Source organism: Enterorhabdus sp. P55, assembly GCF_009911695.1.
Lineage (GTDB): Bacteria > Actinomycetota > Coriobacteriia > Coriobacteriales > Eggerthellaceae > Enterorhabdus.
Genome location: NZ_QWKK01000073.1, coordinates 1 through 11,731, shown reverse-complemented (window position 1 = coordinate 11,731; position 11,731 = coordinate 1). Strand labels below are relative to the sequence as shown.

11 protein-coding genes are annotated in these 11,731 nt (G+C 68.0%); 9 read left to right on the top strand and 2 right to left on the bottom strand.

Translation table 11 applies throughout. The annotated features are described in order from the left end of the window. The 5 genes from D1643_RS07790 to folE form a co-directional block, all read left to right on the top strand. Positions 1-874: type 1 glutamine amidotransferase (locus tag D1643_RS07790; RefSeq protein WP_370520318.1), on the top strand; the 874-nt coding region annotated here is incomplete at its 5' end. A gap of 179 nt (positions 875-1,053) precedes the next feature. Beyond that, positions 1,054-2,625, top strand: a complete 1,572-nt coding sequence (locus D1643_RS07785; protein ID WP_236643468.1) for an LCP family protein — start codon at positions 1,054-1,056, stop codon at positions 2,623-2,625. A gap of 88 nt (positions 2,626-2,713) precedes the next feature. After that, positions 2,714-3,184, top strand: a complete 471-nt coding sequence (gene rlmH, locus D1643_RS07780) for a 23S rRNA (pseudouridine(1915)-N(3))-methyltransferase RlmH (protein ID WP_160710083.1) — start codon at positions 2,714-2,716, stop codon at positions 3,182-3,184. 300 nt (positions 3,185-3,484) lie between these two features. After that, entirely contained in the window at positions 3,485-4,351 is an 867-nt protein-coding gene (locus tag D1643_RS07775; protein WP_160710082.1) for an exodeoxyribonuclease III, read from the top strand. 6 nt (positions 4,352-4,357) lie between these two features. After that, the gene (gene folE, locus D1643_RS07770; RefSeq protein ID WP_201751029.1) at positions 4,358-4,927 is read left to right on the top strand and encodes a GTP cyclohydrolase I FolE; all 570 of its coding nucleotides are present in this window, start codon (positions 4,358-4,360) and stop codon (positions 4,925-4,927) included. Positions 4,928-4,963: 36 nt separating this feature from the next. Here folE and D1643_RS07765 read toward each other — a convergent pair whose 3' ends face one another. Further along, a complete protein-coding gene (locus tag D1643_RS07765) occupies positions 4,964-5,821 on the bottom strand; it encodes a deoxyribonuclease IV (RefSeq protein ID WP_160710080.1) in 858 nt (285 codons plus the stop codon). Between the two features lie 285 nt (positions 5,822-6,106). Between D1643_RS07765 and D1643_RS07760 the strand changes: the two genes are divergently transcribed. After that, complete coding sequence (locus tag D1643_RS07760; RefSeq protein WP_160710079.1) at positions 6,107-6,382, top strand: ACT domain-containing protein; 276 nt, start codon at positions 6,107-6,109, stop codon at positions 6,380-6,382. Between the two features lie 584 nt (positions 6,383-6,966). Beyond that, positions 6,967-7,281: an anaerobic ribonucleoside-triphosphate reductase gene (gene nrdD / locus D1643_RS07755; protein WP_201751028.1), complete on the top strand. Its 315-nt coding sequence runs from the start codon at positions 6,967-6,969 to the stop codon at positions 7,279-7,281. A 595-nt stretch (positions 7,282-7,876) separates the two neighbouring features. Here the strand turns inward: nrdD and mscL are convergent. Beyond that, on the bottom strand, positions 7,877-8,344 hold the full coding sequence (gene mscL / locus D1643_RS07750; protein WP_160710078.1) for a large conductance mechanosensitive channel protein MscL: 468 nt from the start codon (positions 8,342-8,344) through the stop codon (positions 7,877-7,879). A 144-nt stretch (positions 8,345-8,488) separates the two neighbouring features. Here mscL and D1643_RS07745 point away from each other — a divergent pair, with 144 nt between their 5' ends. Together D1643_RS07745 and D1643_RS07740 are read left to right on the top strand one after the other, a co-directional pair. Then, on the top strand, positions 8,489-9,739 hold the full coding sequence (locus D1643_RS07745; RefSeq protein WP_160710077.1) for an isochorismate synthase MenF: 1,251 nt from the start codon (positions 8,489-8,491) through the stop codon (positions 9,737-9,739). Between the two features lie 650 nt (positions 9,740-10,389). Then, the coding region (locus D1643_RS07740) for a thiamine pyrophosphate-binding protein (protein ID WP_255478067.1) at positions 10,390-11,731 on the top strand (1,342 nt) is incomplete at its 3' end.

Below are 11,731 nucleotides of genomic sequence, written 5' to 3'. Positions count from 1 at the left end.
GAGGACCGCGGGTGCGGAGGCCGCGCCGAACGCGGAGGGCGCGCAGGCCGCGGCGCCCGCGCCGGCCCCGGCCGCCCCGCAAGACACGGCGACCCCCGCAGGCGTCCCCGCCCCCGCCCCCGTGGTGATTGCGCACCTCTTCCCCGACCTGCTCAACCTCTACGGCGACGGCGGCAACGTCCGCATCCTCGAGCAGCGCCTGGCCTGGCGCGGCATTCCCGTGGAGGTGCGGCGCGTCCACTACGGCGACGTGGCCGATCTGACCGGCGTCGACCTGGTGTTTTTGGGCGGCGGCCCCGACCGCGAGCAGCGGCTGGCAAGCGAGAAGCTGGCGGAGATGCGCGACGACCTGGCGGCCTACGTGGCCGACGACGGTCCGCTGCTGGCCATCTGCGGCGGCTACCAGATTCTTGGCAGCCAGTGGCTCTGGGGCGACGAGCTCGTGCCCGGCCTGGGTATCGTCGACCTGGAGACGCGTCGCCCCGGCACCTCGGCCGACCGCCTGACCGGCGACCTGGTGATGTCCTCGCCCCTGGCGTCGCACCCGGTGGTGGGGTACGAGAACCACGCTGGCCGCACGTATTTGGGAGAGGGCGTGGAGCCGCTCGGCGCCGTGGTGTCCAAGGCAGGCCACGGCAACAATGACGCAGATCGCGCCGATGGCGTGCGCTACCGCAACGTGGTGGGCACCTACTCCCACGGCCCCCTGCTTTCGAAGAACCCCGAGGTGGCGGACTGGCTGCTCGCGCGCGCCCTGGAGCGGCAGGCCCGGCGTGCTGGCACCGAGCCCCTCGCGCTCGCACCGCTCGACGACGCGGTGGAGCTGGCCGCCAACCGCTGGATGGTCGCGCGTCTGGGCGTTGAGGGCGCGTAAGGGTTCGTTAAGGACCGTGAAAAACTTGTGGAGGGGATGACGATGTCCTGTGGCTTTTGCATGGGGCAGATGCGGGGTTTGTTGCCAAGGAATCAACGAGATAGCAGAATAAAGGCTCATGAGAATCCCCAAAACCGCAGGCCATAGCGCTCGGGATACAAGAAACGGAGTCTCGCACCATGGCTAAATCGTACAATCGAAACTCCTACGGCTCGGGAGGCCGCTCCGGCAACGCGCGTTCCCGCTACTCAACTTCCAGCTTCTCGCCCGTGGGGTCGCACATGAAATCGGCACGCGCCCACGAGCGCCAGCGCACGGAGCAGGGCTACGGCCCCTCGCAGGGGCGCCCCGGCTCGTCAGGCTATCCGGCTGTCCCGAGCAACCCCTACTCGCGCGGCTCGCACAGCGAGGCCTACCAGGTGGGAAAGGCAAAGAAGCGCAAGCGCAAGAAGATAGCGCTCATCTCGCTTATCGTGGTGTGCGTGCTCGTGCTCGGCGGCGTGGGCATGGCCTTCGCCTACGTCAACAACATCCAGTCCAACATGCAGCGCAACGTCGATCCGGAGATGATGAAGGTCCTCGAGCAGACCACCCCGCCGGGCGACCCCTTCTACATGGTGCTCATGGGCACCGACGGCTCGGCCGAGCGTGACGCGTCGGCGGAATACGCCGGTGACCAGTACCGTACCGACAGCCTCATGCTCGTGCGCGTCGATCCCAAGCAGAAGAAGGTCACCCTCGTCTCGCTCATGCGCGACACCAAGATCGACATGGGCAAGCACGGCGTCCAGAAGCTCAACGCCGCGCACGCCATCGGCGGGGCGCCGATGACGGTGCAGACGGTGTCGCAGCTGGCCGGCGTCCCCATCACCCACTACGCCGAGATCAACTTCGACGGCTTCAAGGAGGTCGTGGATGCGCTCGGCGGCATCGAGGTGGACGTGCCGGTGAAGATCGCCGACCCGCGCGCAGGCTACCTGGAGGCCGGCGTGCAGACGCTTGATGGCGACGGCGCGCTCACGCTCTGCCGCTCGCGTCACACCTACGACGCTCTGGGCGACGGCGACGGCTATCGCGCCGCCAACCAGCGCATGGTCATCAGCGCCATCGGCAAGAAGATCCTCAGCAGCGACCCGGCCACCATGGCCGCCACCATCGAGGCGCTCTCCAAGTACGTGACCACCGACATGGGCGTCATGGACATTATCAGCCTGGCCACCAACCTGCGCGGCATGAACATGGAGACCGACTTCTACACCGCCGTCGAGCCTACCACCTCGGAGTACAGCAACGAGGTCTGGTGGGAGATCCTCAACAAGGACGAGTGGAAGAAGATGATGGACCGCATCAACCAGGGCCTGCCCCCGACCGAGGAGGACGTCGTCGACGAGGCCACCGGCATCGTCATCGCGAGCGCCGGCGGCGGGGCCATGTCGAGCGACGAGGGCAACACGGCTCGCTCGCGGGCAAAGCGCTCGGGCACCGTGTCCGTCCGCAACGGATGCGGCGTGGCCGGCGTGGGCGCCGAGGCGGCCGAGGCTATCACCGAGCTGGGCTACAAGACCGAGGCGGGCAACGCCAACCACAGCGACTACGCCGAGACGGTCGTCGTCTACGGCAAGGACGATCAGAAGCAGGACGCTCAGGAGATCGTCGACCTGCTGGGCAAGGGCCGCATCGTCAAGAACAACAACGAGTACATCTACAGCAGCGACTTCCTGGTGGTCATCGGGAAGGATTGGGTGCAGTAAGGCCGGCGCCCGCCTCCCGGCGGGGTGCGCGTTAAGACGATAGACGGAGGGGGCGCCACGGCGCCCCCTCTTCGCGGAAGGAGCCCTGATGAGGATAACTGTCGTGGCGGTGGGCAAGCTGAAGGAGCGCTTCTGGGCCGACGCCTGCGCCGAGTACCTCAAGCGCCTCAAGGCCTACGCCCGCGTGACGGTAACGGAGGTGGCCGACGTCGATCCCGGTCGGGCTGGCGGCGTGGCGGCGGCCCGCGCGAAGGAGGGCGAGGCCATCCTGGCCGCCCTGCCCGAGACGGCGCATGTGGTGCTCATGGCTATCGAGGGAAAGCAGCGTTCGAGCGAGGGGCTCTCCCGGCGCCTGGACGAGCTGGCGCTCTCCGGTCGCAGCGACATCGCCTTCGTTATCGGCGGCAGCGACGGGGTGAGCCGTGCCGTCTACGACCGGGCCGATGAGACGCTCTCGTTCGGGCCCGTCACGCTGCCTCACAACCTGGCGCGCGTGGTTCTGCTCGAGCAGGTCTATCGCGCCTTCAAGATATCCCGCGGCGAGCCCTACCATAAGTAGGTTCGCAAGCGGTGGAGGCGATGGAGGAGGGTGTCGTCCCCGAAAAGGCGAGCCGCGATTGCAAATTCGAACGGTTTTGCACCGAGGAGGGACGCAAATCGGATCGAATGACCGCCGCAAGCGGGCAAAACCCCAGGTGAGCGCTTGCCGCCAAACGGCTTTGGCGCGAAAACGGCCTCCGAAGGAGTGCAAAACCGCTCGAATTTGCATCGTGACGCTCGTTCGGGAAGTTCGGGGCCGCTGCAAGAGGCCGGCCGGCCCTCTGGTACGCTTAGGGCGAGCAAGCAGAAAGGAGCTGCCATGCGCCTCATATCGTGGAACGTCAACGGCCTGCGGGCTGCGCTGAAGAAGGACTTCAGGGAGTCCTTTGACCTGCTGGACGCCGACGTGTTCGCCCTGCAGGAGACCAAGCTGCAGCCGGGTCAGGTCGATCTCGAGCTGCCGGGCTACTGCCAGTTTTGGAGCTACGCGCAGAAGAAGGGCTACTCCGGTACCGCCGTGTTCTGCAAGGCGCGTCCGCGCCAGGTGCTTCACGGCCTGGGCGACGAATACCTGGACGCCGAGGGTCGCATCGTGGCCGTGGAGTTCGAGCAGTTCTGGTTCGTGGACGTCTACACGCCCAACGCCCAGGATCAGCTGGCGCGCATCGACCACCGCATGCAGTGGGATGACGCTTTCCGCGATTTCTGCAAGGGGCTTGAGGAAGGGGTGCTGCCGGCGGGCGTGCCGGTGGAGCGCGACGGCGACGAGGGCTTCGGCGTGGGGCATGCCGCCGAGGACCTGCCGCTCACCCAGCCCGGCGAGGCAGCCGACCCCAAGCCGGTGGTGATGTGCGGTGACTTCAACGTGGCGCACGAGGAGATAGACCTGAAGAACCCAGGCCCCAACCGGGGCAACGCCGGATTCTCGGACGAGGAGCGCGGCAAGTTCACCGAGCTGGTGGAAGCCGGGTTCATCGACACGTTCCGCCTGCTGCACCCCGATCTGCCGGGCGCGTACTCTTGGTGGAGCTACCGCTTCAAGGCACGTCAGAACAACGCGGGGTGGCGCATCGACTACTTCCTGGTGAGCGATGCGCTGCGTGGCGCGGTGACGGGCGCCTCCATCTACAGCGAGGTGATGGGCAGCGACCACTGCCCTGTAGGCCTCGAGCTCGACTTGGATTAGAAAGGAATGCTGACGTTGGATACCCAGAAGATCGAAGAGGGCGTGCGCCTCATACTCGAGGGCGTGGGAGAAGATCCTGACCGCGAGGGGCTGCTGGAGACTCCGGCTCGCGTGGCGCGCATGTACGAGGAGATTTTCGCCGGCCTGACCGAAGATCCGGCGCGCCACTTCGAGACCACCTTCGACGAGCACCATGACGGCATGGTGCTCGTGCGCGACATCCCCTTCTACTCCCTGTGCGAGCACCACCTGGTGCCCTTCTTCGGGAAGGCGCACGTGGCCTACATCCCCGGGCCCGACGGGCGCGTGTGCGGGTTGTCCAAGCTGGCGCGCCTGGTGGACGCTTACGCCAAGCGCCCGCAGGTGCAGGAGCGGCTGACCACCCAGGTGGCCGACACGCTCGTGGCCGAGCTGAACCCGCAAGGCGTCATCGTGGTGATCGAGGCCGAGCACATGTGCATGTCTATGCGCGGGGTGCGCAAGCCGGGCGCCAAGACCACCACGAGCGTCATGCGCGGCGTGTTCGAGAACGCCGCCACGCGCGCCGAGGCGATGTCCCTCATCCTGCGGGGGTAGCGCCGACGTGGCGCGCGCTCGGCTCCGGCGGCCGCGTTAGCTGTGGGGCTGGGACGCGTGGGCCTCGTAGTAGGCGCGGAAGCGGGCGACGTCGCGCTCATAGGTGACCAGGTCGGCCTGGGGCTCCTCTAGGTAGAAGGGCACGCCATCGAGCGCGGGGTGCACGGTCAGGGCTGCTAGCGCCTCGAAGCCGATTTGGCCCTCGCCGATGGGCGCGTGTCGGTCGGCATGGGCGCCTCGGCCCTCGCGGATGTCGTTGAGGTGAACGGCCTTGAGGCGGTTCAAGCCGACGACCTGGTCGAACGCGTTAAGCACGCCGTCCAGGTCGTTCTTGAGGTCGTACCCGGCGGCGAAGGCAGCCGACGCGTCCAGGAGCACGCCGACGGGCGCGTCCGCGCCGATTCCGTCGAGGATGGCGGCCAGCTCTTCGAAGGTCGCTCCGATCTGCGAGCCCTCGGCGGGCATGTTCGCCAGCAGCAGCGGCACGTCGCCGTGCGCGTCTAGTACCTGGTGCAGCGTGGCCGCGGCATTGGCCAGCCCCTCTTCTACGGGAATGCTGCCGATGGAGCCGGGGCGCACGAGGTAGCGCGAGCCGGGCATGAGCTCCAGCCGCTCCAGATCCTCCGTCATCACCAGGTGCGCGAAGTCTTGCTTGGCCTGGTCGGCTTCGCCGGGGGCCAGGTCGTAGGGCGCGTATCCCATGAAGTCGTGCAGCCCGTGATCGGCTGCGTAGGCGTTGAACGCGTCGACGTCCTTGCGGTCGAGGGCGCGCCGGGCGCCGCCGCGGGGGTTGCGGGTGAAGTACTGGAAGGTGGCGGCGCCGATAGAGACGGACTCCTCGGCCATGCGGAGGTACCCGTAGCGTGTGGAGAGATGGCTGCCGATGGTGAGCATGATGGCTCCTTCGATTTGGGTGCGGGCGTCGCGCGGGCCGCGCGGGCGGCAGGCAGGGTGCGGGCGGCGGCGAGCGTCCGCCTTGGTTGCACCGCGAGGCCGAGCCCGGGGCAGCGAGCCCGGCCTGCGGACGAAACCATCCTAGGCACGCCGGAAAGCGCCATCCGGGGCACGCGCCCATCTGTGGCCGATCCGTTGAGCTAGAATTACCCTCGTAACCGACCGATGCCCGACGGCGCCCGGCGCGCAAGGCCCGCGGCGGCGCGGAGACCCAAGGAGAGCCCCATGAAGTGCGTTATCTCGGTACTCGGCAAGGATCGCAGCGGCATCGTGGCCGCCGTCGCCACCACCTTGGCGGAGTGCAGCGCCAACATCGACGACATCAGCCAGACCATCCTCGGCCAGGGCGAGATCTTCTCGATGACCATGCTCACCACGCTGGCCCCCGAGGCCTGCGACTTCAACACCGTCCAGGAGAAGCTGGAGAAGGTGGGCGAGGATCTCGGTGTCCAGATCATCATCCAGCGCGAGGACGTCTTTCAGTTCATGTACAAGATTTAGCGTGACGCTGCTGTCGACGTAGCGATGACGAAGCGCCCGGCCAAGGCTGAGCGCTTCTGTTTTGCGGACTCCCGTTGCCGGGCTCCTTGGGCGTCGTGTGCGCGAGATGCGGAGGGGCGACCGGGGTCTTCGGGGCGCCAAAATGGTGCGGGATTCCGGAAAGGTGGCCAAAAGCTATGCGCTTTACGCATGGGGAGCGCCGTTTTTCATCCCTTGGACATTTGCGACCTGGGGAAACGCGCGAGCGGTTGCGTTGGCAATGCCGGGATTGGCGTAAATCGCGCTGTTTTTGGCCAAATTTTCGGAATCCCGCGTGAAGGGTCGCGGAACCGGGTGCCGGCGAGTTTTGGGTCGCGTGCCGCCGGGGCGCGGGGCTGCAGGTTGAGGGTCGTAGGCCGCCGGGTCGCGGGACTGCGGGGCTGCAGGCCGCGGGGCGGTTCCTCCCATCCGCGAGACCGTTTGGAAACTTCTGGAAAACGTGCCACAGGCTGCCCATATGTTGTGCTAGTATGTGCAAACCTCAACAAGATGTGGTGTCATTTGTGGGAATCCGCAGATGGCGCGCTGGGAGATAGGAGCCATCTATGGACAACATGACGACCGTCGACGGCGTGAAGGTGCAGGTCAACTACGCTCATGAGAGCGACGCGCCTATGACCGAGCCTGAGGTACAGGCCTACATCCAGCGCGCCTACGAGAAGTATCCCCATGGCAAGCTGGAGTCGCTCGTCCTGGACGTGGACGGCGAGGACGTGGGCATCCACTACGGCCTGGCTCCCGAGAAGTTCGACCGCATCCGCCGCATCACCGGCTATCTGGTGGGCACGCTCGACCGTTTCAACGACGCCAAGCGCGCCGAGGAGCACGACCGTGTGAAGCACCAGGTGGGCTGCTGCTAGTCCACGCTGGCCAAAACAAGCAGCGGGGCTTTCTCTCGACGAGAAGGCCCCGTTTTTTTGTGCGAGCGTGGCCGGGAGGGGGCGACGGTGGGTCGCGGCGCGTTTCTGCACAGTTTCGTCGACTTTGTGACAGGCTCACTGGCGCGTGCGATCGTCTACTTGGCGTTTCCCCAGGTCGCGTGCTTTGTAGCGCGGCGAACCACCGCGAGGAGCGCGGTTTTGCGCGTCCGATCCGGGATTTCTGTCACAAAGTCGAAGAAACTGTGCAGAAACGGACGGGTCTGGTGAATGCGCGACCGCCGGCGGGGCGGTGGGGCGGCGGGCGCGCGATCCGCTGCCGGGCGAGAGCGTAGGGCAGGGAATCGCGGGGAAGGTGAGCGCGTGGCTTGCCATCGCGCGCAGGCGGGGAGACGAGCGCGTGGCCTTCCGGTGGCGAATGCGAGACCGGCGGCGGGGGGCTGCCTGCCGACAAGCATGCAGCAGGGCGCCCATCAGCAGGCGCGACGAGCGTGTGGCGGCTCGCCGGCAGGCCTGCCGATGGGCGAGCCGCCACACGCTCGTGTATCCGGCGAACGTGCGGTCGCCGGCGGGGCGGCTACGCGACCGGGGTGCAGGTGGGCTCGGCGGGAGCGGGGAGCTCGGCGGCGCAGTGGGGGCAGCGCGTGGCGCCCGGGCGCACCTCCTCCAGGCAGTAGGGGCACTCCGGGGCCTTTTCCTCCACGCACTCGCCGTTCTTCTTGCACACGCGGGAGCCGGCGTCCTTCATCTTGTTGAACGCCTTCACGATGAGGAACACCACCCACGCCACGATGAGGAAGTTGATGACGGCGCTGATGAACGCGCCGAAGTCGATGCCGTTCTCGGTGCCGGCGACGGGGATGGTGAGCCCGGCCACCTCGGTGCCGTTACCGCCGGTGATGAGCTTGATGAACGGATTGATGATGTCGCTGGTCAGCGATGTGACGATGGCGGTGAAGGCGGCTCCGATGATGACGCCGACGGCCATGTCCATCACGTTGCCGCGGTTGATAAACTCGCGGAACTCGCTGATGAGGTTCTTCATGGGCGCTCCTTGGGTGCTTCGGTCGGGGACGGCGGGCCGCGGGGGCCGCTGGTACGAAAAGCAGTATAGGGCCGTGCTAGAATGCACGACGAGCAGTGCCGTATTTGATGATTATCCGATTACTTCGAGTTCCCCGAGGGTGCCATGACCAAGATATATTCGTTCACCGTCCCCGTGGAGGCGGACATCGTCGACGCGTTCTGCCTGATGCAGAAGGGGTTCACCGATCAGTTCGCATACTACGCGAAGGAACGGCCGGTTCGCTGCCTGGGGCTGGGCCGTTGCGTGGCGCTGCCGTCGCTTGAGGATGCGGAATGCGCCTACGAGGGGCCCGTGCGCGAGGCGGCGGTGTTCTTCTCGTTCAACCGCTTCGACGCGGAGAACCCGGCGCCGGCCGACGAGCTGTTCAGCTCGTTTCCCCAGCTGCGCTTCATGCTGCCCGAAATTGTGCTGCTGGAGAATGAGCGCGGCCGGTTTCTGCAGGTCAACTCGCTGGGTCCGGTGTACCCCGGGCGGGTGGAGCGGTTCTTGCGGCTGTGCGCCGATGCGCCGGCCCGCACGCGCGTGACGGTGCCCTACCGACTGGAGGACGACTCGCGCGAGGAGTGGCGTCGTGCCATGGCGAGCGCGTCGGCGGCCATTGAGGCCGGGCGCGTGCAGAAGGTGGTGCTCTCGCGGCGTAAGCGCCTGGTGGCGGAGCATCCGTTCTCGTCGAAGGATCTGCTTGTGAACCTCATCGACGGCGATGCGCGGGGGACGGTGATCCTCTACCGCTACGCCGACGTGTTCTTCTGCGGCTGCACGCCTGAGCTGCTCGTGCGCAAGCGCGGCCAGCAGGTTGAGAGCATGTGCCTGGCGGGAACGTGTCCGGCCGGCGCTGACGAGGCCGAGCGCGCGGAGCTGGCGGCGGCGCTCATGGCCGACCCCAAGAACCGCGCTGAGCATGACTACGTGGTGCGGTTCGTGCGCGAGGTGTTCAACCGCGTGTGCTATGACGTGGACGTGCCCGACGAGCCGCAGATCATGAGCCTCGAGCATGTGCAGCACCTGCACACGCCGGCCGTGGCCCATGTGCTCGAGGGCGTGAACCTGTGGGATCTGGTGGGCGACCTTCATCCCACGCCGGCAACGGCCGGCCTGCCTGTTGGCGAGGCGATGATGCTCCTGCGCTCCATCGAGGCCTACAACCGCGGTTTCTACGTGGGCACGGCGGGGTTCGTGGACGCGGAAGGCGACGGCGAGTTCTCCGTGGCGCTGCGCACCGGCGTGTTCGACGGCGAGGTCGGCTGGGTGTACGCCGGCTGCGGCATCGTGGGCGCAAGCGACGCCGACGCGGAGTTCGACGAGATAGACCTCAAGCTCAAGACCGTGCTCTCCGCCTTTGAGGGGGAGTAGGCTCGGGCGGTCGCGCGCGGGATCAGGTCGCGGAGCCGTGCGCGTGCGGCTGCTGGCGCGGTCTCCCCGCTGCGGCTGGGGGCGAGGCGCCGGCGGTCGGGAGGGGCGGGACCGTCGCGTTGCGGGCGTTGAAAACACGAGGTCGGGCGCTGCCCGCGGCACGTGGCGTAGGATGTCGGAGAATCTAAGACTGGCTATCCGCGGCGCTGCGAACCACAATAGGAGGTAGCCTGCGGGTGCGCGAGGCGCGGAAGGTGGTGCGGGCTGGCGTGCGACGTGGGCAGGCGCTCAGGACGCTCGGGGACTTGCGGCGGGCGATGCGGGCGCGCATGGCGCCGGCGCGCGGGTAGAGCGCGAGGACTGCGCCGGAATGTTTCACGTGAAACACCGTGTGCTTCGAGGCGAAGTGGGGGCCGGGAGAGCTACGCCCGACGGCGTGTAATGTTTCACGTGAAACATTCCGGCGCGGTGAGTCTCGCAGCGCTTCGCGAGGCGGCAGATAGGTCGCGCGGGCGATACGATGCGCTGAAGGGCGCTTTGGCGGGCGGCGCCCTGCGTCGTGGGCACGGTGCGGGCGCATGGCGAATGCGCGGGCTGTGCGGGAAGCCGCGGGCTTGGCGAGTGGCAGATGGTTTGGAAAGGATGGGATCATGGCGGAGCTGACTCATGCGCAGAAGACGGCGCGCTACCTGGGGGCGTTCTTCGACGAGCTGGTGCGCTGCGGCGTGCATGACGTGGTGGTGAGCCCGGGGTCGCGCTCTACCGGCCTGGCCATGACCGCCTTCGAGCTGAGCTGCCGCCGTCCTGACGACCTGCGCGTGCACGTGGACGTGGACGAGCGCGGGGCATCGTTCGTGGCGCTCGGCCTGGCCAAGGCGACGGGGCGGCCCGCGGCGCTCGTGTGCACGTCGGGCACGGCGCCGGCGAACTACTTTCCGGCGGTGATGGAGGCGCAGACCTCGCGCATCCCGTTGCTCGTGCTCTCAAGCGACCGGCCGGAGATGCTGCTGGGCCTGGGTGCTCCGCAGACCGCCGACCAGGTGAAGCTGTTCGGTGATACCGTGCGGCTGTTCCGTCAGATGCCGGAGCCCGACGGCGCGCCCAAGGCGGTGGCCTTCGCGCGGCAGGCGGCTCGCGAGGCGTGCATCGCCGCCCTTGGCCGCGGCCGCGCGGCGGATGCGGACGCGACGCTTGCGGCTGTGAGGGGCTCCGCTGGCTGCGCGGTGGGGGCCGCTGCGTCTGCGATGGGCGCCTCGGATGCGTCGTCCGCCGCTGGCGGCGTGACGGGGGCGTTTCCCGTGGCGTCGCGGGGGAGTGCGCAGGGATGCGCGCCGGTGCACCTCAACTTCCCCCTGGACGAGCCGCTCAAGCCGGACTTCTCGGTGGAGGGGCTCTTCGACGACGGCGCGAGCTCGCTGGATGAGGCGCTCGGCGCGTCGGTCGGGCCGCTGACGGGCGCGCGGATGGTGCCCGACGCGACGGCGCTGCGCGCGGTGGAGTCGCTCATCGCTCAGGGCGGCGTGGCCGTGCTGGCGGGCGAGGGCACCTGCGAGACGCTCGCCGAGGCGCGCGAGGTGGCAGCGTGGGCCGCGCGCTGGGAGCTGCCGCTTCTGGCCGACCCGCTCTCCGGCCTGCGCGCGGTGGACGCGCCCTGCGTCATCGATAGCTATGACAACCTCTTCGCGCGAGACGACTGTCCGCTGCCGCGCGCCATCATCCGCTTCGGGCGCTGGCCGCTCTCGAAGCGCGCGTTCAACGGGCTGGCGGCCGCGCGTCCCCTCCAGGTGGTGGTGGACGCCTGCGAGACGCGCGACTTCAACCTGATGACGGATCTCTACGTGCCCTGCACGCCGCTCGACCTCGTGCGCGCCCTGCCCGCCCCTGTGGCTGCGGGGGCGCCCGCGTCGGAGGACGGCGCGGCTGCGGCCCCCGCGACTGCGACTGCGGCTGCGCCCGGGGCCCCCGTCGATCCCGCCCCTGCGGCTGCGGCCC

Excerpts from the sequence above, each read along its gene's own strand:
- D1643_RS07745 (WP_160710077.1), top strand. The coding sequence starts at position 8,489 with ATGACCAAGATATATTCGTTCACCGTCCCCGTGGAGGCGGACATCGTC.
- D1643_RS07785 (WP_236643468.1), top strand. The coding sequence starts at position 1,054 with ATGGCTAAATCGTACAATCGAAACTCCTACGGCTCGGGAGGCCGCTCC.
- D1643_RS07765 (WP_160710080.1), bottom strand. The coding sequence starts at position 5,821 with ATGCTCACCATCGGCAGCCATCTCTCCACACGCTACGGGTACCTCCGC.
- rlmH (WP_160710083.1), top strand. The coding sequence starts at position 2,714 with ATGAGGATAACTGTCGTGGCGGTGGGCAAGCTGAAGGAGCGCTTCTGG.
- nrdD (WP_201751028.1), top strand. The coding sequence starts at position 6,967 with ATGGACAACATGACGACCGTCGACGGCGTGAAGGTGCAGGTCAACTAC.
- D1643_RS07775 (WP_160710082.1), top strand. The coding sequence starts at position 3,485 with ATGCGCCTCATATCGTGGAACGTCAACGGCCTGCGGGCTGCGCTGAAG.
- mscL (WP_160710078.1), bottom strand. The coding sequence starts at position 8,344 with ATGAAGAACCTCATCAGCGAGTTCCGCGAGTTTATCAACCGCGGCAAC.
- D1643_RS07760 (WP_160710079.1), top strand. The coding sequence starts at position 6,107 with ATGAAGTGCGTTATCTCGGTACTCGGCAAGGATCGCAGCGGCATCGTG.
- folE (WP_201751029.1), top strand. The coding sequence starts at position 4,358 with ATGCTGACGTTGGATACCCAGAAGATCGAAGAGGGCGTGCGCCTCATA.